This is a genomic window from Acidovorax sp. DW039, from assembly GCF_037101375.1.
Classification (GTDB): Bacteria; Pseudomonadota; Gammaproteobacteria; order Burkholderiales; family Burkholderiaceae_C; genus Acidovorax.
Map to the genome: position 1 here is coordinate 885,074 of NZ_AP029019.1, position 25,071 is coordinate 910,144.

The 25,071-nt window shown below is 63.4% G+C and carries 22 protein-coding genes, 1 tRNA gene and 1 other RNA gene; 9 read left to right on the top strand and 15 right to left on the bottom strand.

What is annotated here, in order from left to right; genetic code table 11:
• The first annotated feature begins 11 nt into the window (after positions 1-11).
• From AACH87_RS04010 to AACH87_RS04030, 5 genes are all read left to right on the top strand, one after another.
• Positions 12-761 (top strand): electron transfer flavoprotein subunit beta/FixA family protein, encoded by a 750-nt coding sequence (locus AACH87_RS04010; RefSeq protein WP_338797445.1) that lies wholly within the window; start codon positions 12-14, stop codon positions 759-761.
• Positions 762-773: 12 nt separating this feature from the next.
• Entirely contained in the window at positions 774-1,706 is a 933-nt protein-coding gene (locus AACH87_RS04015) for an FAD-binding protein (protein ID WP_338797446.1), read from the top strand.
• A gap of 156 nt (positions 1,707-1,862) precedes the next feature.
• On the top strand, positions 1,863-2,798 hold the full coding sequence (locus AACH87_RS04020) for a tripartite tricarboxylate transporter substrate binding protein (RefSeq protein WP_338798846.1): 936 nt from the start codon (positions 1,863-1,865) through the stop codon (positions 2,796-2,798).
• Between the two features lie 106 nt (positions 2,799-2,904).
• Entirely contained in the window at positions 2,905-3,894 is a 990-nt protein-coding gene (locus AACH87_RS04025) for a tripartite tricarboxylate transporter substrate binding protein (RefSeq protein WP_338797447.1), read from the top strand.
• A gap of 221 nt (positions 3,895-4,115) precedes the next feature.
• The gene (locus tag AACH87_RS04030; RefSeq protein ID WP_338797448.1) at positions 4,116-5,699 is read left to right on the top strand and encodes a methyl-accepting chemotaxis protein; all 1,584 of its coding nucleotides are present in this window, start codon (positions 4,116-4,118) and stop codon (positions 5,697-5,699) included.
• A gap of 28 nt (positions 5,700-5,727) precedes the next feature.
• Here the strand turns inward: AACH87_RS04030 and AACH87_RS04035 are convergent, their stop codons facing one another.
• The 13 genes from AACH87_RS04035 to AACH87_RS04095 form a co-directional block, all read right to left on the bottom strand.
• Positions 5,728-7,449, bottom strand: a complete 1,722-nt coding sequence (locus AACH87_RS04035; RefSeq protein ID WP_338797449.1) for an NAD(P)/FAD-dependent oxidoreductase — start codon at positions 7,447-7,449, stop codon at positions 5,728-5,730.
• Between the two features lie 168 nt (positions 7,450-7,617).
• On the bottom strand, positions 7,618-8,640 hold the full coding sequence (locus tag AACH87_RS04040) for a lysylphosphatidylglycerol synthase domain-containing protein (RefSeq protein ID WP_338797450.1): 1,023 nt from the start codon (positions 8,638-8,640) through the stop codon (positions 7,618-7,620).
• 18 nt (positions 8,641-8,658) lie between these two features.
• Positions 8,659-9,921, bottom strand: coding sequence for a cardiolipin synthase ClsB (gene clsB / locus AACH87_RS04045; RefSeq protein WP_338797452.1), 1,263 nt, complete (start codon positions 9,919-9,921; stop codon positions 8,659-8,661).
• On the bottom strand, positions 9,918-10,682 hold the full coding sequence (locus AACH87_RS04050; RefSeq protein ID WP_338797453.1) for an endonuclease/exonuclease/phosphatase family protein: 765 nt from the start codon (positions 10,680-10,682) through the stop codon (positions 9,918-9,920). The genes clsB and AACH87_RS04050 overlap by 4 nt, the downstream gene beginning before the upstream one ends.
• 205 nt (positions 10,683-10,887) lie before the next feature.
• Positions 10,888-11,805 carry a cysteine synthase A gene (gene cysK, locus AACH87_RS04055; RefSeq protein WP_338797454.1) on the bottom strand — a complete coding sequence of 306 codons (918 nt, stop codon included), beginning with the start codon at positions 11,803-11,805 and terminating at the stop codon, positions 10,888-10,890.
• Positions 11,806-11,929: 124 nt separating this feature from the next.
• Positions 11,930-13,009 (bottom strand): RNA 3'-terminal phosphate cyclase, encoded by a 1,080-nt coding sequence (rtcA, locus tag AACH87_RS04060; RefSeq protein WP_338797455.1) that lies wholly within the window; start codon positions 13,007-13,009, stop codon positions 11,930-11,932.
• Complete coding sequence (locus AACH87_RS04065; RefSeq protein WP_338797456.1) at positions 13,009-14,835, bottom strand: VWA-like domain-containing protein; 1,827 nt, start codon at positions 14,833-14,835, stop codon at positions 13,009-13,011. Before AACH87_RS04065 ends, rtcA begins: the two co-directional genes overlap by 1 nt.
• A 6-nt stretch (positions 14,836-14,841) precedes the next feature.
• The gene (locus AACH87_RS04070; RefSeq protein ID WP_338797457.1) at positions 14,842-15,906 is read right to left on the bottom strand and encodes a MoxR family ATPase; all 1,065 of its coding nucleotides are present in this window, start codon (positions 15,904-15,906) and stop codon (positions 14,842-14,844) included.
• Positions 15,907-15,935: 29 nt separating this feature from the next.
• Positions 15,936-16,766: a nucleotidyltransferase domain-containing protein gene (locus AACH87_RS04075; RefSeq protein WP_338797458.1), complete on the bottom strand. Its 831-nt coding sequence runs from the start codon at positions 16,764-16,766 to the stop codon at positions 15,936-15,938.
• A gap of 185 nt (positions 16,767-16,951) precedes the next feature.
• Positions 16,952-17,752 (bottom strand): hypothetical protein, encoded by an 801-nt coding sequence (locus tag AACH87_RS04080; RefSeq protein WP_338797459.1) that lies wholly within the window; start codon positions 17,750-17,752, stop codon positions 16,952-16,954.
• A gap of 16 nt (positions 17,753-17,768) precedes the next feature.
• On the bottom strand, positions 17,769-18,986 hold the full coding sequence (locus tag AACH87_RS04085; RefSeq protein WP_338797460.1) for an RtcB family protein: 1,218 nt from the start codon (positions 18,984-18,986) through the stop codon (positions 17,769-17,771).
• A gap of 52 nt (positions 18,987-19,038) precedes the next feature.
• Positions 19,039-19,848 (bottom strand): hypothetical protein, encoded by an 810-nt coding sequence (locus AACH87_RS04090; RefSeq protein ID WP_338797461.1) that lies wholly within the window; start codon positions 19,846-19,848, stop codon positions 19,039-19,041.
• 9 nt (positions 19,849-19,857) lie between these two features.
• Positions 19,858-21,000, bottom strand: coding sequence for a slipin family protein (locus AACH87_RS04095; RefSeq protein ID WP_338797462.1), 1,143 nt, complete (start codon positions 20,998-21,000; stop codon positions 19,858-19,860).
• Between the two features lie 155 nt (positions 21,001-21,155).
• On the opposite strand from AACH87_RS04095, the gene AACH87_RS04100 reads away from it, so the two are divergent.
• On the top strand, positions 21,156-21,317 hold the full coding sequence (locus AACH87_RS04100; protein WP_338797463.1) for a hypothetical protein: 162 nt from the start codon (positions 21,156-21,158) through the stop codon (positions 21,315-21,317).
• Positions 21,318-21,416: 99 nt separating this feature from the next.
• Here AACH87_RS04100 and AACH87_RS04105 read toward each other — a convergent pair.
• Positions 21,417-21,480 (bottom strand) — tRNA-OTHER (locus tag AACH87_RS04105).
• Between the two features lie 348 nt (positions 21,481-21,828).
• On the opposite strand from AACH87_RS04105, the gene rtcR reads away from it, so the two are divergent.
• On the top strand, positions 21,829-23,454 hold the full coding sequence (gene rtcR, locus AACH87_RS04110; protein WP_338797464.1) for an RNA repair transcriptional activator RtcR: 1,626 nt from the start codon (positions 21,829-21,831) through the stop codon (positions 23,452-23,454).
• A gap of 298 nt (positions 23,455-23,752) precedes the next feature.
• Here the strand turns inward: rtcR and AACH87_RS04115 are convergent, their stop codons facing one another.
• Positions 23,753-23,896, bottom strand: a complete 144-nt coding sequence (locus tag AACH87_RS04115) for a hypothetical protein (protein ID WP_338797465.1) — start codon at positions 23,894-23,896, stop codon at positions 23,753-23,755.
• An 11-nt stretch (positions 23,897-23,907) separates the two neighbouring features.
• Between AACH87_RS04115 and AACH87_RS04120 the strand changes: the two genes are divergently transcribed.
• Together AACH87_RS04120 and rnpB are read left to right on the top strand one after the other, a co-directional pair.
• Complete coding sequence (locus AACH87_RS04120) at positions 23,908-24,564, top strand: hypothetical protein (RefSeq protein WP_338797466.1); 657 nt, start codon at positions 23,908-23,910, stop codon at positions 24,562-24,564.
• A gap of 136 nt (positions 24,565-24,700) precedes the next feature.
• Positions 24,701-25,040, top strand: an RNA gene (gene rnpB / locus AACH87_RS04125) — RNase P RNA component class A.
• The last annotated feature ends 31 nt before the right edge of the window (positions 25,041-25,071 follow it).

Here is a 25,071-nt window from a genome sequence, read left to right on the forward strand (position 1 = left end):
AGTGTGTGCTTATGAAAGTCCTGGTCCCTGTCAAGCGCGTGGTGGACTACAACGTGAAGGTTCGAGTCAAGTCGGATAACACGGGTGTGGACATCGCCAACGTGAAGATGAGCATGAACCCCTTTGACGAAATCGCCGTTGAAGAGGCAGTGCGCCTGAAAGAAAAAGGCCTGGTGACCGAAGTCATCGCAGTCTCCTGCGGCGTAGCCCAATGCCAGGAAACCCTGCGCACGGCCATGGCCATTGGTGCTGACCGCGCCATCCTGGTCGAGACCGACGCCGAACTGCAGCCCCTGGCCGTGGCCAAACTGCTCAAGGCCCTGGTGGACAAAGAACAACCCCAGCTCATCATCCTGGGCAAACAAGCCATCGACGACGACGCCAACCAGACCGGCCAGATGCTGGCTGCTTTGGCCGATCTGCCCCAGGCCACCTTTGCCAGCAAGGTCGAACTGGCGGCAGACAAAGTCAGCGTGACCCGCGAAGTGGACGGCGGCCTCGAAACCCTGGCCTTGAGCCTGCCCGCCGTCATCACCACCGACCTGCGCCTGAACGAACCCCGCTACGTCACCTTGCCCAACATCATGAAGGCCAAGAAAAAGCAGCTGGACACCGTCAAGCCCGAAGACCTGGGAGTGGACGTCACCCCCCGCCTCAAAACCCTGAAGGTGACCGAACCCGCCAAGCGCGGCGCAGGCGTGAAGGTGGCCGATGTAGCGGCACTGGTCGAAAAACTCAAGAACGAAGCCAAAGTCATCTAAGGAGAACAAGAAATGACCGTACTCGTTATTGCTGAACACGACAACGCCTCCATCAAAGGCGCCACCCTCAACACCGTCACCGCAGCCGCAGCTTGCGGAGGCGACGTACACGTCCTCGTGGCAGGCCACAACGCTGCAGCCGCTGCACAAGCAGCTTCCAAAATAGCCGGCGTCGCCAAAGTCATCCACGCCGACGCCGCAGGCCTGGAGCACGGCCTTGCAGAAAACGTCGCCGCTCAAGTGCTGGCCATCGCCAGCAACTACAGCCACATCTTGTTCCCCGCCACAGCCAGCGGCAAGAACGTAGCCCCGCGCGTGGCCGCCAAGCTCGACGTCGCCCAGATCAGCGACATCACCAAGGTGGTGAGCGCCGACACCTTCGAGCGTCCCATCTACGCAGGCAACGCCATTGCCACCGTGCAAAGCGCAGACAGCGTCAAAGTCATCACCGTGCGCACCACCGGCTTTGACGCCGCAGCCGCCACGGGTGGCGCAGCCGCTGTTGAAAGCGCCGCCGCAACAGCCGACAACGGCAAAAGCAGCTTTGTGGGCAGCGAAATCGCCAAGAGCGACCGTCCCGAACTCACAGCCGCCAAGATCATCGTCTCCGGTGGTCGGGCACTGGGCAGTGCCGAGAAATTCACCGAAGTCATCACCCCCTTGGCCGACAAGCTGGGCGCTGCCATTGGAGCCAGCCGCGCGGCGGTGGATGCGGGCTACGCCCCCAACGACCTGCAAGTGGGCCAGACCGGCAAGATCGTGGCGCCGCAGCTGTACATCGCAGCAGGTATCTCGGGCGCCATCCAGCACCTGGCTGGGATGAAGGATTCGAAGGTGATCGTGGCGATCAACAAGGATCCAGAGGCACCGATCTTCAGCGTGGCGGACTATGGCCTGGAGGCTGATCTGTTCACGGCTGTGCCTGAGCTGGTCAAGGCTCTCTGAGGCTTTTCGGGGGCTCCCCGCTGGCTGCTCCCCTGGTGGCTCTTTGCCAGGCATTGGCCCGGCACGCAGGCCAGGGCGGCAGCCACTATCTATTCATAAATACAGGAGACAAACATGACCCACCTCACACGTCGCCGCAGCCTTTTGTCGCTGGGCATGGCCGTGCTAGCTGGTACCAGCATGGGCAATGCTCAGGCGCAGGAATTTCCCACCAAGCCCATCACGCTGATCGTGCCTTTTCCGGCGGGTGGCCCCACGGACCGCCACATGCGCATCCTGGCCGACCTGGCGGGCAAGCAGCTGGGGCAGTCCATCATCGTGGAGAACAAGCCGGGCGCTGGCGGCACGCTGGGCCCCGGTGTAATGGCCCGCACGGCCAAGCCCGATGGCTACACCATCACGCAGTTCCCCATGTCCATGCTGCGCATGGCGCACATGCAAAAAACGGCTTGGAATCCGTTGACCGATTTCAGTTACATCATCGGTCTGTCGGGCTACACCTTCGGCTTTACCGTGCGCTCGGATTCGCCCTACAAGACTTTTCATGAATACATTGCCGCAGCGCGCAAGAACCCCGGCAAGGTGGAGTACGGATCCACAGGCATTGGCTCATCCCCCCATCTGCTGATGGAAGAGCTGGCCACCAATGCCAAGGTCACGCTCAACCATGTGCCGTTCAAAGGCAACGCAGATTTGCAGCAGGCCCTCCTGGGCGGCCATGTGACGGCCTCCAGCGATGCCTCGGGCTGGGACACCTATGTGGAAGCAGGCCAGATGCGCCTGCTGTTGACCTTTGGCGAAAAGCGCTCTGCCCGCTGGCCTGATGTGCCCACGGCCAAGGAACTGGGCTATGGGGTCGTGTCCACATCGCCCTATGGTTTGGTGGGCCCGAAGGGCATGGACCCTGCCATCGTGGCCAAGCTGCACAACGCCTTCAAGAAGGCCATGGACGATCCGCGCCATGCAGAGGTGCTCAAGCAGCTCAACCAGGAGTCCTGGTACCGCTCGGGGGCGGACTATGCCCAGTGGGCCAAGGACACGTTCGCCAAGGACAAGGTGCTGATTGAGCGCCTGGGCCTGGCAGCGCAGTGAGTTTGGTTGTGACAGTGCGGATGCCCTGGCGTCGTTGAGCATGGCTCGGAAGCTCCTGGGCATTGGCAAAGTTTTTTCCAAAACATCTTTCCCCCAGGAGACTCTCATGCCATTGACCACCCGCCGGGCTTTCATCCGCAGCGGCACAGGCCTTGCCGCTGGTGCCGCGCTATCCACTGCGTCCTGGGCGCGAAGTGCCTGGCCCAGCAAGCCCATCCGTATCGTCGTGCCCTACACGGCCGGTGGCTTTACCGACCAGATGGCGCGCTTGCTGCAGGTGGGGTTGCAGCAGCGCCTGGGGCAGCCTGTGGTGGTGGACAACAAGCCAGGTGCCAACAGCATCATCGGTGTGGACGCTGTGGCCAAGGCCGCTCCTGACGGGCACACCTTTGCGGTGGTGATCGCGGCTTACGCAGCCAACACGACGCTGTACCCCAAATTGCCCTACGACCCCCGCAAGGACCTGGTGGGGGTATCGCTCATGGGCGTTTCGCCCCTGGTGGCTGCCGTGGCTGCGAACGCGCCTTTCAAGACCACGGCGGAGCTGGTGGCCTATGCACGGGCCAACCCCGGCAAGCTGAGCTTCGCCTCCTCGGGGACTGGATCGGCTGCGCACCTGACTTCCGAGCTGATGCGACTGGTCACCAAGACCGATATGGTGCATGTGCCGTACAAAGGGGCGGCACCCGCGCTGACCGATCTGCTGGGCGGGCAGATCCCTCTGTTTCTGGACCCTCCACCCAATCTGATCCAGCCTGCCAAGGCGGGAAAGATTCGCCTCATTGGCGTGGCCAGTGAGAAACGTTTGCCCGCTTTGCCCGATGTGCCCACCTTTGCGGAGCAGGGCTACCCCGACCTGGTGGGCAGCACCTGGGCGGCCATGCTGGCTCCGGCTGGGGTTCCGCGTGAGATCGTGCAGCGCATGTCTGAAGAAGTAGCCCGCATCATTCGCAGCCCCGCCGTCACCCAGCGCCTGGAATCAGAGATGGGCACCTTTGCCGAGGGCTCTACACCCCAGGAATGCGATGCCTTCATCCAGGCAGAAACGGCCAAATGGGCGAAGGTGATTCAGGCTGCCGGGGTCAAGCTCGACTGATCCGGCTGAGGGACCATCTGCAGAGAATGTGACTTCATCGTTAACCGGATGCAGCGTGTGGTTCGATGGGTGTGGCGAGATTCTCACGCTGGCGTAGGCCGCATGAGAACCCTCTTACAAATTGACAAACTGTGTCGATACACTGAGTGAGCACCAGCCTTGTGCGGGTGCGCTCCAGTTCGTTTCAGAGCGTTTTCCACCCCTTCGATCGAGGACTGCCCATGTCCATTTCCCATCTGCGCGTTGCTGTTCGCCTGGCGCTCGCCTTCGGTATTGTTTGCCTCGTCACTTCCTTGTCTGCCGCGGTGGGTATCTGGCGCCTGTCGGGTCTGCAGCAGATTGCCGATGAACTGGGCGGCCCGGCATCAGAGCGCGCCGTGTTGGCGCGTGAACTGCATTCGATTGTGGTGTTGAGCTCTGCACGGGCCGAGACCTTGCTGGAGATCGACAACCCTGCCTTTGCTGCGCGCATTGATGCGGACCGCAAGCTCACATCCGCCCGCTCGGCCGAAGTGCGCAAGCGCCTGGACGTGCTGGCCGATGACCCACCTTCGCAGGCGCTATTTGACGCGATTGACAAGGCGGGTAACGAATTCCGCACGGTGCGGGATGACCTCGTCAAGCGCAGAAAAGCCGGAGAGGCACTGCCTGCCGATGCCATTGCCAAGCAGTTGCGCCCCGCAGCCGATGCCTATGCTGCGGCGGTGGATAAGCTGGCGGCTTTTCAGCAACAGCGCGTGGCCGATGACCGCGCTGCAGCCGCCCGCAGCGCCAGCCAAGGGGTGTTTTTGCTGGCTGCGGGCTCGGTGGTGGGGTTGGCCCTGAGCCTGTTGTGTGCCTGGGTGTTGTCGCGTTCCATCCTGAAGCCGCTGGCCCATGCAGCCCAGGTCACAGACCGTATTTCGGAAGGCGATTTGACATCCTCCGTGCCCACCCCGGCGTCTGGCAGTCGTGATGAACTTCAGGCTCTGCTGGCGCGCCTGGGGGGCATGCAAAGCCGCCTGGGGGAACTGGTGGTGGGCATGCGCCAGGCCAGCAGTTCGGTGGCGGGTGCCAGCAGCGAAATTGCTGCCGGTAACAGTGACCTTTCGGCCCGTACCGAGCAGACCGCCTCCAACCTGGAAGAAATTGCTGCCAGCATGGAAGAGTTGCTGGCCACCGTGCGCCACAGTGCAGACGCAGCCGCGCAGGCCAGCCAGCTTGCCGGTGGGGCCAGCGACGTGGCCCGTCGCGGGCGCGAGGCCGTGGACCGCGTGGTGGGCACGATGGATGGCATCTCCCAATCCTCCCGCCGCATTGCCGATATCACCAGCGTGATCGATGGCATTGCCTTCCAGACCAACATCTTGGCCCTGAACGCTGCCGTGGAAGCCGCTCGCGCAGGCGAGCAAGGCCGAGGCTTTGCCGTGGTGGCCAGCGAAGTGCGCAGCCTGGCCCAGCGCTCGGCCACGGCAGCCAAGGAGATTGGGGGCCTGATCAGCGACAGCGTACGCCAGGTGGACGAAGGCACGAAGCTGGTGCACGCTGCAGGCGGCACCATGGGTGAGATCGTGAACTCGGTGCAGCAGGTGGCCACCATCATTGGCGAGATCAGCACCGCCACGCGCGAGCAAACCACCGGCCTGAGCCAGGTGGGAGAGGCCGTGTCGCAGCTCGACCAGATGACCCAGCAAAACGCTGCGCTGGTGGAAGAGTCTTCAGCCGCCGCTCACGGCCTGCGTGTGCAGGCCCAGCAGCTGGCCGAGCTGGTGGAGGCGTTCCGCCTGCCTGCAGCGCAGGGGCAGCAGTACAAGGCCTTGCGCTGAGATGTTGTTGGGGGGCTGAGGGTGGTGCTCAGCCCTGCACCCCCAGCAGGCTGCGCGCCACAGCTTCTCCCACCTTGATGCCGTCCACACCGGCCGACAAGATGCCACCTGCGTAGCTGGCGCCTTCGCCTGCGGGGTACAGGCCCGCCGTGTTCAGGCTTTGGTAGTTGTCGCCACGGCCAATCTTGAGGGGCGATGAGGTGCGTGTTTCCACCCCTGTCAGCACCGCATCGTGCATGTCAAAGCCTTTGATCTTGCGGCCGAACACGGGCAGGGCTTCGCGCATGGCTTCGATGGCATAGCCGGGCAGGGCGGCGTGCAGATCGCCCAGGGCCACGCCGGGTTTGTACGAGGGCTCTACGCTACCCAGTTGGGTGGATGGCTTGCCTGCAATGAATTCGCCCACCAGCTGGCCCGGTGCGCTGTAGTCGCGCCCACCCAGCACGTAGGCGTTGGATTCGAGCTGCCGTTGCAGCACGATGCCCGACAGGGGATGGAACTGCCCGGCAGGCAGTTCTTCCACACCGTAGGTGCGGCCCAGGTGGGCTTCGAAAGTGGCCGCTTGCGTAGGGTAGTCGCGCGGGTCGATGCCCACCACCATGCCTGCGTTGGCGTTGCGTTCGTTGCGTGAATACTGGCTCATGCCATTGGTCACCACGCGGCCCGGTTCGCTGGTGGCGGCCACCACCGTGCCGCCGGGGCACATGCAAAAGCTGTACACCGCACGCCCGTTTTGTGCGTGGTGCACCAGCTTGTAATCTGCCGCCCCCAGCAGCGGGTGGCCCGCGTGGCGGCCCCAGCGGGCGCGGTCGATGACGCTTTGGGGATGCTCGATGCGAAAACCCACGGAGAACGGTTTGGCCTCCATGGCCACGCCGCGCTCGTACAGCATGGCAAAGGTGTCGCGCGAGCTGTGGCCCAGGGCCATCACCACATGGTCTGCGCGCAGGTCGGTGGTTTCGCCCGTGGCCTGGTTCAGCACCTTGAGGCCGCGCAGGTGGCGCTGGCCCTGGGCATCAGCTTCCACCATTACGTCCGTCACGCGCTGCTCAAAGCGGATCTCACCGCCCAGCGCAATGATCTGCTCGCGCAGGTTCTCCACCACCTTCACCAGCTTGAAGGTGCCAATGTGCGGGTGGGCCACGTACAGAATTTCCTCTGGCGCGCCCGCCTTGACGAACTCGTTCATCACCTTGCGCCCCAGATGGCGCGGGTCTTTGATCTGGCTGTAGAGCTTGCCGTCGGAGAAGGTGCCTGCGCCGCCCTCGCCAAACTGCACATTGCTTTCGGGTGTGAGCTGGCGCTTGCGCCACAGGCCCCAGGTGTCTTTGGTGCGCTCGCGCACCGTCTTGCCGCGCTCCAGCACGATGGGCTTGAAACCCATTTGCGCCAGCACCAGCGCAGCGAAGATGCCGCACGGGCCAAAGCCGACGACGACGGGGCGCAGCGGCAGGTCCACAGGCGCTTGTCCCACAGGCCGCCACGCCATGTCGGGGGTGGGCTGGATATGCGGGTTGGCCGCAAACCTGGCCAGCAGGGCGGCCTCGCGCTCGGGCTGGGTCAGCGTGACGTCGACAATAAAGACCGCCAGCAGGTCCGCCTTGCGCGCATCAAAGCTGCGCTTGAAGACGTGGACGTGGGCAATGTCTGCAGGTGTCAGCCCCAGTTGCTGGGTGACGGCGGCGCGCAGAGGCGCATCGGGGGCTTCGGCCACCGTGAAGGGCAGCCGGATTTCGGAGATTCGGATCATGGTCTTGCAGGCCCGTGTCGATCGGGCGAAGGGCAATTTGGGGGCGGTGATTTTACCGGGGCGGTGCTTTGGGGGCGTGCCGCCCGCAGTGCGGTTTGACCGAGACGGCTGCAGATCGTTAATCAGACGCTGCAAAAATGATAGCTGCTTGCGCTTGAGGGATAAGCGCTAGAGGGTGATTGGGTTTGAATCACGGTCAGACGTCTGGCGACGCCAGTACAGCTCCGCCACGCCAAAGGCCAGCGCTGCCAGCACCAGCGGCACAAAGTAATACAGCGCACGGTAGGCCAGCAGCGCGGCAAGCACCTTGTCCTGCCCCAGCGATGCGGTGGTGAGCAGTGCCACGCCCACAGCCTCCAGCACCCCCAGGCCTGCAGGCACCCGCAGCACCAGCCCGGCCACAGCCCCCAGCAGCACGGTGGTCAGCGCTGCCGCGTAGGGGGCTTGGCCTTGTAGCGCCACCCACAAGGCGGCGCCCATCAGCATCCAGTTGGCACTGGAGGCCACCACCTGCCACAGCGCCACACGCCAGCCCGGCAGCGGAAAGGCATGCCCCCGCACTGTGAGTGCGCGGCCGCCCCGCACCGCGCACAGCACCACGTAGCCCAGCGTCACCGCGGCCAGCAGGCCGCCCCCCAGCCGCCATTGCCAGGCCGGTGCTGCCCAGCCTGCCACGGCAGGTGGTAACCACAGCCACGGCAGCACGGCGGCCAGCAGCAGGTAGCCCACCCAGTTGGTCAGCACGCTGGTACCCACCACTTGGCCAATGGTTCCGGGGTCTATGCCCTGGCGGTCGTAGAGCCGGTAGCGCACACCCACGCCGCCAATGAGTGAGCCCAGGTTGAGGGTGAAGGCATAGCTGGTCATGGCAATGCCCAGGGTGGTGGCCCAACCCAGGCGGTGGCGGGTGCAGTGGCGGGCCACCCAGTCAAAGGTGCCGTAGGTGAAATGGCTGGCCAGCGCCAGCGCACCCGCTGCCACCAGGGCGCTGTGGGGCAGCGCACGCAAGGCCTTCAGCACTGCGGGCCAGTCCACCGTACGGGCCTGGCGGGCTATCAGCCACGCCACCAATGCAAAGAAGGCCAACGCCAACCCGCGAGTGAGCCAAGGCCACCAGCGCTGCGAGGTGATCCGGCTCCATGCACCGGCGGGTGGGGCCTCTTCAGGCCCAGGGCAAGGCGCGGACTGCATGACGTGGGGGCCGCTGGTTCAGCCCGCGTGGGGCGCGGCAGACGCCGCAGGGCTGGCCGCATCCACCACGTCCGAGCCGTTGGGGCACACCGTGGCGATGCGTGGCTCATGCCGCGGCAGCCAGCCTGCCCAGGCGGGAAACCAGCGCATCAGGTGGAACACGGCGTAGCTGCGCAGCAACCGCAGCCCGTCCAGCTTGCCAGGAGGCGGGGCTTTGATCTCGCGGCACTTGTTTGCCATGAGCTGTGCGAGCCGCTGGTAGAGCCGGGTGTTGAAGCTGCGGTCCTGGATGACCACGTTTGCCTCCAGGTTCAGAGACAGGCTCAGTGGGTCCAGATTGCTGGACCCCACGGTAGACCATTCGTCATCTACCAGCGCCACCTTGCCGTGCAGGGGCCGCTCGCAATATTCGTACACCCGCACGCCTGCGCGCAGCAGGTGGTCGTACAGCATGCTGGCGGCGGTGCGCACAATGGCCATGTCGGGCTGCCCTTGCAGGATGAGCCGCACGTCCACCCCACGCCGGGCCGCTCGCCGCATCTCACGTATGAACCGGTAGCCCGGAAAGAAGTACGCATTGGCAATGACCACGCGGTGGCGTGCCGCACGCAAGGCAACGCGGTAGTGGCGCTCGATGTCGTTGGGGTGTTCGTGGTTGTCGCGGGTGACAAAGATCGCGTGCGCTGTGCCCGCATGGGGTCTGCCCGTGATGGCGGCGCTGCGGTTGCGGCGCTTGCGCTCGGCGTGGCTGAGCACTGCTTCGTGGGTGAGGTGGTGCATTTGCGCCACCACCGGGCCACGCACCTGCACGGCATAGTCCTGCTTGGCCTCGGGTCCAAAGTCCGCCACATGGTCGGCCGAGTAGTTGATGCCACCAATAAAGCCCAGTTGCCCATCGATCACCACGATCTTGCGGTGCATGCGGCGCAGCAGGTTCAGCCGCTGGCCCATGAAGCTGCGCCCGGGGTCGAAAATGCGAAAGCGCACCCCCGCGTCCACCAACCCTGCCACAAACTCGGGCGACAGCTCGTGCGAGCCAAAGCCGTCCACCAGCACATGCACCTCCACCCCCCGCTCGGCCGCTGCCACCAGGGCTGCGTGCAGCGCCTTGCCGATCTTGTCCTCGGCCAGGATGAAGGTCTCCAGCATCACTTCTTGCCGTGCCCGGGCAATGGCTTCCAGCACACGCGGAAAGAACTCTTCGCCGTTTTCCAGCAGTTCAAAGTGGTTGCCCGGCACCCAGCGGGACGAGCGGGGCGGGTGGTTGCGTGCGGTGGTCACAGCAGAATCTCCGCTGCCAGCGGGGCGTGGTCCGAGAGGCGGTCCCACGGCTTGCGGGGCAGGGCCAGCGGCACATGCACTGCCGCGTTGCGCACATAGATGCGGTCCAGCGCCAGCAGCGGCACTGCAGCAGGAAAAGTCCGCACCGCCCGGCCAAAGGCTTGCACAAACACTTCTTCCATGCCCGCGCCGCGTTGCAGTACACCATGGGCCCTGTGGCGCCAGTCGTTGAAATCGCCCGCCAGCACTACAGGCTCATGGGGTGGAAAAGAGTTGATGAGGTCGCACACCCGCCTGAGCTGGCGCTGGCGGTGCGCCTCCTGCAGCCCCAGGTGCACGCATACCGCATGCACGGGCAGATGGTGGCCCGGTGGCTGCAGCACGCAGTGCAGCATGCCGCGCCGCTCAGGCCCGCTGATGGAAATGTCGTGGTTTTCGTAATGCGTGATCGGAAACTTGGACAGCAGCGCGTTGCCATGGTCGCCGTTGTCATACACCGCGTTGCGGCCGTAGGCGTACTGCGACCAGATCTCGTCGGCCAGAAACTCGTAGTGAGGCACTTGCGGAAAGTTCGCCACACGGGTGGAGTGGCGCAGATGCACGCCCTGCACTTCCTGCAGGAAGACCAGGTCTGCCGCCACCTCGCGCACGGCTTCGCGCAGCTCGTGCAGCATGAATCGGCGGTTGAAGGTGGTGAAGCCCTTGTGCACGTTCACCGTCAAAACCTTGAACGCGATAGGCTGTGAAACTGTGGTGGCCATGTACTGACAATCGTTGTAAAGCCCCTGCAGCTTTCGCGCCGCCACAGGCGGGCCGCAGGGATATAACGATTGTTGAGGCCGGGCCGCTGCCGCGCGTGTAGGACGGCGGGCCGTGGGCATGTGATGCCCGTTTGATAAAGACCCACCTGCAGCCCCGCAGGCGGGTCTTGGTGCTCCCGAGTCAGGATCGGGAGTCTTGCCTGGATCAGGATGGCAGGAAGCCTTCTACCGACAGGTAGCGTTCACCCGTGTCATAGTTGAAGCCCAGCACCTTGGCACCAGCGGGCAGCTCAGGCAGCTTTTGCGCAATGGCGGCCAGGGTTGCACCCGATGAGATGCCGACCAGCAGCCCTTCCTCGCGTGCGGCGCGGCGGGCGTATTCACGGGCGGGCTCGGCATCGACCTGGATCACGCCGTCCAGCAAGCTGGTGTCCAGGTTTTTGGGCACAAAGCCTGCACCAATGCCCTGGATAGGGTGTGGCGAAGGCGCGCCGCCAGAAATGACGGGCGAGGCCGATGGCTCTACCGCAAACACCTTGAGCTGCGGAAATTGGGCCTTGAGCACGCGGGCCGTGCCCGAGAGGTGACCCCCTGTGCCCACGCCCGTGATGATGGCGTCCAGCCCATCGGGAAAGTCCGCCAGGATTTCCTGCGCCGTGGTGCGCACGTGGATGTCGATGTTGGCGGGGTTCTCAAACTGCTGTGGAATCCACGCGCCAGGCGTTTGCGCCTGCAGCTCTTGTGCGCGGGCAATCGCGCCCTTCATGCCCTTCTCGCGCGGGGTCAGGTCAAACTGCGCGCCATAGGCCAGCATCAGGCGGCGGCGCTCAATGCTCATGCTGTCGGGCATCACCAGAATCAGGCGGTAGCCCTTGACGGCCGCCACCAAGGCCAAGCCAATGCCGGTATTGCCGCTGGTGGGCTCGATGATGGTGCCGCCAGGCTGCAGGGCACCAGACTTTTCTGCGTCTTCCACCATGGCCAGCGCAATGCGGTCCTTGATGGAGCCGCCGGGGTTGCTGCGCTCGGACTTCACCCACACATTGGCACCCGGGCCAAACAGGCGGTTGATGCGCACGTGGGGCGTGTTGCCGATGGTTTGCAGAATGTTGTCAACTTTCATGGCGTCTCCTGTAGGTACAAGGGGAAAACGGAAAAGAGGGCGTGACGCGCATTCTGAACCAGTTGATCTGCTGTCTTGGTGATATGGATATACCTTGTTCGCAGGGCGGTAGCGCCGCTGCGCGTCACGCGGGGACGATATCGATGCGCATGACCCGCTCTGCGGGAGTGATCTGCACCCGCACGGGCAGCCCCAGCGCGATCGTCTGCGCGTTGGTCACCGTGTGCTGCGTCACTTCGCTGCAGGTGTAGCTGGCCGCCTTGCCGCTACGCCACACCGCCAGGGCCAGCGGCAGCATCCACTGGTCGGCCAGGTGCGGGCCCAAGGCCCCGGCGCTGCGCTGGTAGGTGTGCACCTCGTCCACCAGCCGTTTGGCCACCTGCTCAGCGGCCAGGCTGCGTTCGCCCAGCTGGCAAAACACCTCGGTGATATGCGCATGCTCCAGCGTGGCAATCAGCGCGTTGCCGGGGCCCTCATTCTGGCGCGTGGGCGGATGGCGCAATTGGCCTGCTTCCTCCGTCCAGCCCATGCGCTGGCCCAAGGTCTGCAGCTCACGCACCGCCACGCCGCGCGAGATGCCGGGCGCAAGTGCATCCGCCCAGGCGTTTTGCAATGGGCCGCGCTCCATCACATCTACTGGCTTTAACGGCTGCGCTGACGGGACGATGTGCGCCACCAGCTCACCCCCACCGGCTGGGAAGAAACCCCGGCGCTTGAGCGTGAGCTCCAGCCCCACACCCAGCCGCCGCACCAGCGGGGCAAAGGCGCGCTCCAGGAAATCAAACGGCGGTGCCATGGGGTTGTGCGTGCCGCCCAGCAACTCCACGCGGCTCGGCCCATCGGCCAGCATCAGCGCGGGCAGCACCGTCTGCAGCACCAGCAGGCAACTGCCTGCGGTGGCAATCTGAAAACGGTAGTCGCCCGCACGCACCACGCCGGGTGTGAACACCAGCGTTTGCGAGTTCAGCTCTGCCCCTTCGGCCTGCCCGCCACACACGGCCACGGCCGCCTGCACGCAGGCTAGGTGCTGGCGCATCAACCCCGGCTTGGGTCGCCCAGCGCGGATGCGGGTGATATGCAGCGGGCGGCCTGTGACCATGGACAGCGCCAGGCCCGTGCGCAGGATTTGTCCGCCGCCTTCGCCGGTGGAGCCGTCGAGGGTAAGTGGCTCCTGGTTGCGGGTGATTGATTCGGTCGGTTCCATCAGTTCATCGTAAAAACATCGCCCCTGGGCGTGAACGGCAAGCGCCGCCCCGGAGCCAAAAGGTAAGCATGCGGGCGGCGCACATCCAGGTGGTCGCAGTCCGCGTCGGTAATGATGAGCAGCGGGCCTTCCTTGGGGAAGTCCGTGCTGTTCTCCAGCAGGGTGATGGCGGGTTGCAGCACGGTGCCGCCGCGCCCCTGGATCTGTACCCGGTGCGCAATGTCTTGCGCGGGCAGGTAACCCAGGTCGTAAGGAGCGGCATCGCAGCACACCACCCGTACGGCGGGCACGTCCTTGGCCTCGGCATAGCTGGCAATACTGCCCAGGGCTTTGGCCAGGGTGTGCTTGTCCATCGATCCCGAGGTGTCGAGCACCACACCAAACGTGCGCCCGTCGCGCCAGCAGCTATCGGGGCCCATATGGGGGCGCGGAATATCCGGCGTGGCCGATTGGCGGCGGCTCAGGCGCGCATAGGTGCGCCGGGTTTCGATGGGCGGAAAGTGGTGGTCAAACCACCGCGCAAGTTCCACCTCCCACGGAATGGGCGGCTGCAGCAGCGCGCGGATTTCCTCCAGCAGCCCCGCTGGCAGCAAGCCCCGGCCTTGCGATTCGTGCAGCATCAGGCCCTTGCCCAGCTGCTCCTTGTAGAACGCATCGAGGTCAGTAAAGGGCACACGATCGGTGCGCAGGCGGCGCTGCAGCATGTCGCCCTGCTGGCCCGCCAGGGTTTGCAGTTTGCGCATGCGCCGCAGGTCCACCACGATGCGGTCGTACACCTCTTCGGCTGAAAGCCCGCGCAGTTCCAGGTCGTGCAGCAGGCCCAGTGCCGGGGCGCTGCCTACCTGCATCTGGATCAGCCAGTCGTTGATGACGTAGTCGCACGCCACGTTCCACAGGTAGTGGTCTCGCCCCCGTTGCCGGTCCATGTGGCGCAGGGCCACGTGCAGAATTTCGTGGGCCAGCACAAAGCGGGTTTCCTGCTCGCTCAGGCCCGCTGCGGGGTTGAGGTAAATGGTGCGCAGGGTTTCATCCACGGCGGCCACCATCACCTCCTCGCGGCGGCACAGCTCGGCATCTTCCAGAATCTCGAACGCCGCCACCATCGACCCCAGCAGCGGAAAGCTGCTGATGAACCAGCTGCGTGCACGCTCGGTCACGCTGCGCGGTGCGCTGCGTGTGTTGGCGCCCAGCGCGGTGCGGGTGCCAGCGGCAATCTCCACCGCCTGCGTCACCGAGTTGGCAATGCCTGCGGCAAAGACTTCGCTCCAGGTTTCTTGCGTGCTGGCAAAGCCATAGCGTCTGTGCGCAGGCGACTCCTGTGACCAATCTTCAGGCGGTTGCAAGCTCGTTGCCCGGTGGCCCGCCAGCCCCAGCCCGGCAGCCCAGGCGGGCACCCCGTTTTCGCAAAACTGGCGGTACCAACGGTCCTCGTCCCATGCGGGTGCATCCACCGGCATCTGCATCTCGTGCGGACAGGTGCCGAATTTGACGGTGGCCAAAAAGCGGGTGCTTGCCACATCGCAGGCTGCGCTCCACGCCGCCCAGTCGCCCCGGTCGCGCTGGAAGAAATCCATGGCGTAGCTCAGCACACCCCGCGCCAGCGCAAAGGCCCACTCAGCCGCTTCTGCGTGGCGTTTGGGGTGGACGTGAATGGTGCCGTTTTGCAGCACGACCAGCCAGCCGTCAGCCGGGCATTGCGATGCAGGCGTGCGCACCCAGTAAGCCCGATGCGCGAGCGGGCCAAAGATGGGGTGCGCCTTCACCATTGCCATGCCTGCGTCAAAGGCTTGCGTGGCCGGGTTGGGCTTATGGTTAGTTTTGGCCATGGGGGCTCAGGCCGTCTTGGTCTGGCGTTCCACCAGGCGGGGCAGGTCGCGCACCACTTCGATCATGTACCAGGCAGGCAGCGTCTGCCCGGCCTCTTCGGCGACGGCAATCTGTGCCATCTCCAGGCTGATCTGGGCCAGGTCTTTGAGCATGGCTTTGGAGCGATGCACCAGGGCTTGCAGTTCCCCCGTGTTCGCGCTCTTGTCTTGCGGCAGGGCCTTGATGAGCCGTGCGCGAAATGCCTGCGCCAGAAAGTACAGCACGTCGCGGTCTTCAGGCGCGTGGGGCCAGCGTGCATCGCCCTTGAAGATGGCTTCCAGCCGGTGCCGGTCGGCCGCCAGCTTGCCAAACGCCTTGAACTGCGCCGCATGCTGGGGCGTAAGGCAGCCATAGGCCAGCGCCTCCACCATCGAGGCCGAGGGCGCATCGCCAAACGCGTGCAGTGCATCGCTGAGCATATGCCACGAACGGGGGGTAGAGAACGGCTCCTCGTGCTTGGGCGGGGCGCTCCACAGGTGGTCAGGGCGCTGCTGCAGATACTCCAGCACCAGGGGGTGAATGGCGTTGGCCGTAGCCCAGCTCAGCCATTCAGAGGCTGACACCTTCATGTGCACATGCACCATGCGGTTCATCAGGGCCGATGACATGGGCTTCACGATGGCAGAGTCTTGCGCGCGGTTGCCTGCGCCAATCACGATGGAGCCCTCGGGCAGGGTGTACTCCCCCACGCGCCGGTCGTGGATCAGGCTGTAGAAAGCCTTCTGCACATCCTGCGAGCAGGCGTTCAGCTCATCCAGAAAGATGCAGTAGGGCTCCTTGCGCGCAATCATGGCGGGCGGGCAAAAGCGGCTCACCCCGTCCACGATCTGGGGCACACCCATCAAGTCTTCGGGGGCGAGCTGGCTGCCCAGCAGCGACACACACTCCAGTCCCACGCTGCGGGCAAACTGCTCTACCAGCGCAGACTTTCCCACCCCCGGCGGACCCCAGATGAAGACGGGGCGGGTGATGGCGACGTTCAGCAAAAACTCGGTGAGCTGCGATGGTGAAAGAGCGTGTACGGTTTGCATAGTGTTGTTCTTGTTGTGGTGGGGACGCGTTAGCGCTGGTAGCGCAGCACCGTGTCGTGTAGGAGCGCATCCAACGCGGCGTTCCCCGGCACGGGCAGTGGCTGCACCGGCTCTGCCGCATTGCGCGCCAGCTCGGCCTCGATGAACGCATGGATGCCGGGCCAGCGCGGGCTGGTGGCGGCTTCGCCCGCGCGCATCTTCACTTCCAGCAGGGCGTTGATCTCATCGACCAGCGCCGCATCGGCCACCGGGTGCAGCGTGTGCTGGGCCAGCTCGGCAAAGCGCATGGGCGGCACGCCGGGTTGCGTGCGTATCCACCGCGCTGCCAGCAGCGGGCGCAGCACGTACAGGTACTTTTTGTAGCGCACCTCGTCGGCCTGCAGATGCTCGCGAAAGTTCTTCTTCGCCATCGACGCATAGTGGTGCCAGCCCTTGGCGTTGGAGAACACCTGCGCCGCCAGCGTGCGGAACTGTGCCATGGTCTCAGCCTCTTCGCGGTACACGATGGGCGAGCCCAGCCATTCGAGCAGCGTGGGGTTGGACTCGCGCATCAGGCCCAGGGCCTTGCGCAGGTCCCAGCCGTTCACGTCCAGGTCGCCGCTGATCGGCAGTTCGATCACGTCGCGGCCTGGTGCCACGGTCAGGTACCAGGGCAGGCGGTTCACGTAGATAAAGCGCACGTCATAGTCGCTGTCGGGCGAGGCAAAGCCCCAGCCCCGGCTGCCGGATTCGCAGGCAAAGAGTACCGTCACATCGTGCCGGGATTCGATCTCGCGCAGGGCCTCCAGCACCTGCGTGCGCATGTGGGGCTCCACCGGGTGGGCGGAGCGCAGCATTTCTTTTTGTACTGTTGTATGCATGAAAAGGGGGCGCTCTATTTGTAAGCGCTAGATGTGGTGTAAAGGTGGTGCCCCGCGGGGCACCACGCCGTTTGCGTATCCTGTCCGCTGCAAGCCAGCTGCAACGGTGGCATCGTTATTTACGGCTCGTTGTGCCATACGGGGCTTGCTCAAGATGAGTGCCCAGATATCTAAGCCGCTAAGAGTCAATCTGGCTGTGCGCCATTTCTCGTCTCTTTGACAATGCGCAGCATGTGGCTAATAGGCGCATCCATGGCATTAAGAAGTGTTACAGCCTCTTCAACCGACTCCAAAGTGTGTTCGGGATGCATTGATGGGTTTCGATGCAGGTCCTTTAAATCGCGGAGTGCTGCAAGGAGCTTCCGATCAAGCTCTGATCGTTCCAACTCACTGATGAGCGCACCGAGTGTTCGGTCGGCAGGCTTGCTGGGAAGTGGTCCGCATTTGGCTTCAAATAGCCTACGTACGACTGCCTCAAAACCTCTGCACAGATGGAAAGCTGCAGCAGTCGGTAACTCGAACGCAATGTATCTTGCGGCCGACTGGAAGTCGACAGATGCTTCGGGTACCAAATTTCCTAGGTCAGGAGGAAACAAACGAAGACCGTCCCACACGAGAACCGTTGAGTCAAAGGCACGCTTGACAGACACCGCAAAAACAGCCTCCTTATCCCACTCTGCTTTCAGTACAGTTTCAAAGTTGGTCTTAGCTTGGAAGACTAGGCCAACTTCGTCTGGCCCTAATGCTTCATCTCGGCGACTTTCAAACTTTGCCCACATGTTGTCTAGGACGTTAATAACGTCTGTCGCAGCGTTCTTTGATAGTGGTAGGGCGAAAATGTTTTGATCACGAATCGCCTGAAGAGTCCCATATGCACGGAGACAAACCTGAGCGACCTCATCCAGCGTGTTATCTGCTTTCAGTGCGCTTAAGCGCTCAAGCGTTTGACCAACGTTGTAGATGTAAGAGCAATTGATTGGATTCATGATTTCTCCATACTGACTATCCCTTCACACACACCACCTGCTTGAGCGTGTAAACCACCTCCACCAGGTCCTTCTGTGCCGCCATCACCGCGTCGATGTTCTTGTACGCCATCGGAATCTCGTCGATCACGTCCGCGTCCTTTCGGCATTCCACGCCTTCGGTGGCCTTGATCTGGTCTTCCACGGTGAACAGCTTCTTGGCCTTGGTGCGGCTCATGGTTCGCCCTGCGCCGTGGCTGCAGCTGTTGAAGCTCTCGGGGTTGCCCTTTCCGCGCACGATGAAGCTCTTGGCCCCCATGCTTCCCGGAATGATCCCCAGCTTGCCCTGCTCGGCACTCACCGCGCCCTTGCGGGTCACGAACACGTCTTGCCCGAAGTGCGTCTCGCGCTGCACGTAGTTGTGGTGGCAGTTCACCGCCTCAATGTGCGTTTCGAACGGTTTGGTAATGACTTTTCGCAGCGCGGCAATCACGCGGCCCATCATCACCTCGCGGTTGGCGGCGGCAAACTTTTGCGCCCACCCCACGGCCTTCACGTAGTCGCCAAAGTACTGCGCGCCTTCTTCAAAGTACGCCAGGTCTTTATCGGGCAGGTTGCGCTGGTTCATCTCGGCGTCCTTCTTGGCCAGCTCGATGAAATGGGTGCCGATGGCGTTCCCCACGCCGCGCGAACCGGAGTGCAGCATCACCCACACGCTCTGGTGCTCGTCCAGGCAGATTTCGATGAAGTGGTTGCCCGTACCTAGCGTTCCCAGGTGCTTGTAGTTGTTGGTCTTCTCGATGCGTGGGTGCTCCTCGCAGATTTCCTTGAACTCATCCACCAGCCCCGCCCAGGCGCGATCAGTCTCTGGAGGTGGTGTATCCCAGCTCCCCTTGTCGCGGCCAAAGTGTTTGGGTGTCAGGCCCACGGGCACAGCGCGTTCAATGGCAGCGCGCACGCCAGACAGGTTATCGGGCAGGTCGCTCGCAGTCAGCGTGGTCTTGCACGCCATCATTCCGCACCCCAGGTCCACCCCCACCGCAGCGGGGATGATGGCCTTGAGGGTGGGCACCACCGAGCCGATGGTCGCGCCGATCCCCAGGTGCACGTCGGGCATCACCGCCACATGCTTGAACACGATGGGCAGGCGCGCAATGTTGCGCAGCTGGTTCTTGGCGTCCTCTTCCACGGGCACGCCGTTCGTCCACATCTTCACGGGCACGCCGTTCGGGATTTCGAGTTGTTCGTAGTTCATGGTTCTTTTCTCGTTGTTTCTTCGTTGTGTTTCATTTTTGCGGCGAGTGGCGTCATGCAGCCATTGCGTCAAAGACCGCGCTGATCCGCTCTGGGAGCGGGTAGCAATGGTGGTCCACGGCCCCTGCTGGCAACCAGGAACTGGTGGGGCCCGCATCTACCAGCCGCATGAGCTTTTCTGTCCAACGCGCTTTGGTGGCTGGCCTGTTCAGCCATTCCTCCATCATGCGTTTGTATTCGACCTCATCCGTGGCAAACGCATTGCCCATCTGGTTGGAGTACCACACATAGTCCCAATAGCACGCGTCCACAAAGTTCAGGGTCGACGCGTCGCTTTCGCAAGCCAGCCAGTGTTGCAGCAGCGGTTCCAGCGGCACGCGGGCATAGGTCCACATGAGCAAGATGGAGAAGGCGTTATCGCCCTGGAAGAGCGAATCGCTGGCGGCTGGCCATTGCTCCAACCCTTGTGCAAAGTACGCCAGCGCAAAGCCCTGCAGTGCAGATTGTTCGGCCACTGAAAACGATCCGGCCTCGCACCGCCCCAAACGCTCCAGATACAGCTCGGTAGAGTGGTGCAGACGGGCACCTTCTGCCAGCAGTTCCAGCATTCGCGGGGCCAGGTATTTGATTTCATCCGTGGGCTGCACCTGGCTCTTGGCCGAGTCGTTGTACTGGTAGAAGTGCTTCTGCGTCAGCTGGTGGAGTGGCAGGCGTCGCATCTCGCGTTCCAGCTCAGCGTCCATGCAGCAGGCAGTGCACACGTCCAGCAGACCATGCGGCGCGTCGTATCGGGAAAAGACCTGGTAGACCGCCTGTGTGGCGACTTCCAGTGGCGTACCCGTGGGTGTTGCTTGCTTCTTCATAGCGTTCTTTCATCTCATCTTCACCAGGCCATTCAGCACCTGGTCCAGGCCGCCAAACACCGAGATCTTGTCGATGCGCTCGGCCACACGTTCCAGCGTCTCCAGCTCTTTCATGCGCAGGGCGACGGGGTTGTCCTCCATCACCTTGGCAGTGTTGAGCAGGGATCGCGTCGCTGCAGTTTCCTCGCGGCGGCGGATCACGTTGGCCTCGGCCTGCTTCTGGGCTTGCACCACCTGGGTCAAGATGGTTTTCATCTCGCCCGGCAGCACGATGTCCTTCACGCCCACGCTCTCGAGTTGCATGCCATAGGGCAACAGCTTGGCGACCATGTGTGCGGTCACCACCTCGTCGATCACCGTCTTGTTCTCCAGCAGCTCATCGAGCGTGCGGGTGCCCACGGCGGCGCGCAGCGCAAACTGCAGTTCGCGGTACAGGTAGTCGGCAGGCTTTTGCAGCTGGCCATAGGCCTGCAGCACCTGCACAAAGCGATAAGTGGCGCACAGGTTCAGGCGCAGGCTCACCTTGTCGCGGGTCATGATGTCCTGGCCCGATACCTCCACGGCTTGCAGGCGCAAATCCACCATTTCCACGGCCACGGTGCGGCCGTACTTCCAGAAGGCGTAGGTGCCTGCGGTCAGCAGGCGTTCCACCTTGCCGTCCACCGTCAGCAGGCCGCACTGGCCCTCGGGCACCTGCACCTGCAGCACACCGGCCAATCCGGTCACGCTGCGCTGGCGCAGCTGGGTTTGCGTCAATCGCGCCACCAGTGCGGCGTGCAGTTCAGGGCCTGCTTGCAGGTCCACCACCTGCACGCTCACCTCCACCAAGCCTTTCCAATAAAGGCGGCGGGTGCCAGGGGGCTGGATCTCGACCAGTACGCCGTTTTCACTGCGCAGGCCCACTTCGGTTTCCGACAGGCTCACTTGCAGAAACTCGGCTGCCACCACTGCGGGTTCTTGCGCCATCAGGTACTCGGCCAGGCCGTGGGTGAAGGCGGGTTGTTCGAGGGCGAAGGTCTCCACGCGCAGATCGTCGGTGCCCGCAAAAAACCGATAGGTGCCGCTGCGCAGCACGCGGTCAAAGCTGCCATTGCGCAGCAGCAGGGCGCGTTCGTTTTTCTTCACGGTGGCGCGTTGGAACATCTTCAGCATCTCTTTTTCCTCTCTCTTCTTTGTTGTCGTGACTTGTCACTTAGAGCGGCTCACAAAACTCAGCGTAGCGGTTCTGGCTAGGCGCTGCGTTGCAGGCAGTACGAGTAGTACGACAAGACGCGGCAACGACGCCAGAAGAGTTTTGTTAGCCGCTCTTGTCGGGTTGCCGTTACAGCGGTGGCGGGGTGCCAGTGGGCGCAGCCTGGGCCGTGCAGTGCGCCGTGGTGGCCGCCCCCATCCCCAGCGGGAAGGGCGGCAGCGCGGCTGGCTGCGGGCGCGGGCTGTGCCGGGTGCTGGCACAAACCGCCACCGGCTGACGGGGTGGGGCTCTTGTGGTTGCAGCGCGACCTCGGGGCCTCTCCCCGCGTTCGGCGGGTGGTCTTTCGACCGGTACAAAGTTCCAGCCTTGCGGCCGGAGATGGACGGGATTCGAACCCGCGACAGACCCCTTGCGGGGTTGCTCTTCCAGACTGAGCTACCAGTGGTGGCACGCCTGGAGTCGAACCAGGCACATCCTTTCGGAGTGGCTTCCACAGCCGTGCCGTTTCCAGCACTTGCGGTGTGCGGCATGCAAGGAATCGACAGAGTCTTGAGACTCCAGATTCCTGGCACCGGTGGGGCGAACCTCTGTTCAAACCCCGGCCTGTGAGCGGTCACCGTTTGCGCTGGATGTCTTCTCTATTGCCAGATGCGTGCCAGCTTCTGGTGGAGGAGTGTGTTTTTTGTAAGTTGTTGATTTGAATTAGGAAATTTTTGAAGAAGAGTTATGTGATTTTTGGAGATGCTGTATTTGTATAGAATTTTGGCTAGTTGATTAGCTAAAAAATAATGCGCAAATCCAAGGTGGTCATCGGCTTTCTGGGCACGCAACTCGATTCAGGCCGGGGTGCGGGCCGTTGGGAGAAGTGGCGGCCCACGGTGTCACTGGTGCAGCATGAAGACGTGGTGATAGCGCGGCTGGAGCTGCTCTACACGCCCGCGCACAAAGACCTGGCACAGTTGGTGCAGGCCGACATGGCCATTGCATCGCCCGAGACCACGGTGAACCTGGTGCCCATGCCCATTGCCGACCCGTGGGACTTTGGCGAGGTCTATGCGCAGCTGTTTGACTGGGTGCAGACCTACCGCTTTGACACCGAGCGCGAGGAGTACTGGACGCACATCACCACGGGCACGCACGTGGCGCAGATTTGCCTGTTCCTGCTGGTGGAGTCGCGCCGCATTCCGGGCGTGCTGGCGCAAACCTCGCCACCCAAGCGGCAGCAGGCTGGCAACCCAGGCAGCATTGCGTTGATTGACCTGGACCTCTCACGCTACGATGTGATCGCCCAGCGCTTTGGAGCCGAGCAGCGCGACGCCGTTCAGTTTTTGAAGAGCGGCATTGCCACGCGCAATGCGCGCTTCAATACGTTGATTGACGAGGTAGAGCGCGTGGCGGTGCGCTCGCGCGCGCCCATCCTGTTCACCGGGCCCACGGGCGCGGGCAAGTCGCATCTGGCGCGGCGCATGTTTGAGCTGAAGAAAGCCCGCCACCAGGTGAAGGGTGCGTTTGTCGAGGTGAACTGCGCCACGCTGCGCGGAGACGGTGCCGCATCGACCCTGTTCGGCCACAAAAAAGGCGCGTTCACCGGCGCGGCGGCAGACCGGCCCGGCCTGCTGCGCGCGGCGCACGAAGGCGTGCTTTTCCTGGACGAGATTGGTGAGCTGGGCCTGGACGAGCAGGCCATGCTGCTCAAGGCCGTGGAAGAAAAGCGCTTCTACCCCATGGGCAGCGACCGCGAGGTGGAGAGCGACTTTCAACTGGTGGCAGGCACCAACCGCGACCTGCGGGCCGAGGTGGCTGCTGGGCGCTTTCGCGAAGACCTGTTTGCCCGCATCAACCTGTGGAGCTACGTGCTGCCTGGCCTGGCGCAGCGACCTGAGGACATTGAGCCCAATGTGGACTACCTGCTGACCCGCGCTGCCGAAGAGCTGGGCGGTGCAGTGCGGTTCACCCGCGAGGGCAAGGCGGCCTACCTGCGGTTTGCCACCGGGCCAGAGGCCCTGTGGAGCGGCAATTTTCGCGATCTGGCCGCCAGCGTGACGCGGCTGGCCACCCTGGCCGACAGTGGCCGCATTGGCGAGGCACTGGTGCAGGCCGAAGTGGCGCGTCTGCGCTGGCTATGGCAACCCGCCAGCGATGCGCGCAATGGTTTGGCCACGGTACCGGGGGAGCTGGGGCGTGCGGGGCTGGTAGAGCTGCTGGGTGACGAGGCCGTGGCATCCATGGACCTTTTCGACCAGCTGCAACTCGCTGCCGTACTGCAGGTCTGCCGCCAGTCGCGCACCTTGTCTGACGCGGGTCGTGTGCTGTTCCAGGCCTCGCGCACGCAGCGCACCGTGGTCAATGATGCAGACCGGCTGCGCAAATACCTGGCGCGGTTTGGGCTGGATTGGGAGCGCGTGCGGCAATAGTTGGGAGGGGTGTGAGGCTGCTCTCACACACATCGCAAACCACAGTTTCGTGCTGCCGAGTGTTTCCAGTTGTTCAGATGCAGCCAGAGTGTCATGCCGGGCCAACGCTTTGACATAGGTGGCTCAAAGCGTGAAATATGTCGCAGCCAGATGGGACCCTGCTTCCCATAATCCGGACCCTTGATCCGTGCCCCGAGTGAGTGTGGGCCGGACGTTGTATGACGCGGCGTAGGCCGCTTACGCAAGGGAGATACCACAATGAATCATTCCAATCCGTGGGCGCGTGCCTGCATTCTGGTCACCTTGGCCTGGCTGACGGCATGCGGTGGAGGTTCTGGATCGGATGCCGAACCGACGGCACCAGCACCAGCACCAGCACCAGCACCAGCACCAGCACCAGCACCAGCACCAGCACCAGCGCCAGCGCCTCAGCCCGCCACACCTCCCGGAGGCTTGTACGTCGGCTTTTATGCGGAAGACGCCACTACCAACCCGGAAGACCCTACGCTGGGAGCTTTCCAGATGCGTTTGCCTGATGGCGATGCCGATTTCGCTGGCAGCATGTTTTTCACCTACGTGGGTTGCCAGAGCAGTAACGTGGGTTCCATTACCGGGAACAAGGCTGGGGGCGATATTCGTGGTCGCATTGCGGGCACCGTCGATGGTCTGGCCCAGACGGGTACCTACAGTGGAGCCTACGACGTGACAACGCAGCGCTACACGGGCACCTATGTGTTGGCTGGGGGCAAGCAGTACCGCGATCTGCGCCCTTGTATCGAGTACTACATTGCGCCCAACGGCACTTTTGAGATGTACCCGGTGGGCGTTTCGCAGCCCAGCAGCTTCAGGATCACGGTCAATGGCCGCAACATCCAGTGGGGCAGCCTGAACGGAGCCCGCCAGACCCTGGTGTACGTACTCGACCCTGCTGTGACGGCCGCAGGTCAGAACCCCGTTCTGTGGCAAGGCCTGGTGGACGGTGTGGTGGCAGCTCCGCTGCCAGCGACGGTGTCGCTTGCGTCGGGCCGTGAATATGTGGCCGCCGTAGCGGTGGGATCGTCCAGCCTGCAGAGACTCGCGTTCGGCAGCGTGCGGTTTGTGGCACCTTGAGTGTTGATGGCTGGCCGTGGCGCACTCACCGTTTCCCTGCTTGCAGCAGGAATGCGTCGATTCCATCGGAACCGTCCAGCCCTCACTCGCTGAAGACCAATTCCTGATGCGCTATCTGCGAGATAATCCCCGGCGTGAAGTACGCCAGACCGCCGCTGGTGCAATCTGGGAAACCAGGCACTGGAGGAACGTCCGGACTGCACAGGACAGCGTAGCAGCTAACGGCTGCCCACCGTGAGGTGAGGATCAGAGCAACAGAGACGAGTCCCAGGGGAGTGCCGCAAGGTAGACCACTGGGGGTGAAACGGGCAATCTCTACGCGCAGCAATACCAAGTAGGCCAGCGTTGATGTGGTTCCGCAGAGCTGGCGGGTAGGTAGCACCGAGCCGGGTGGGCGACCCCCGGCCCAGATTAATGGCGGTCACACTGCGGGCAACCGTGGTGCACAGAATCCGGCTTATCGGCGTGCTTCACAATTGATTTCGCGGGCTGGTGCATGCAGATGCG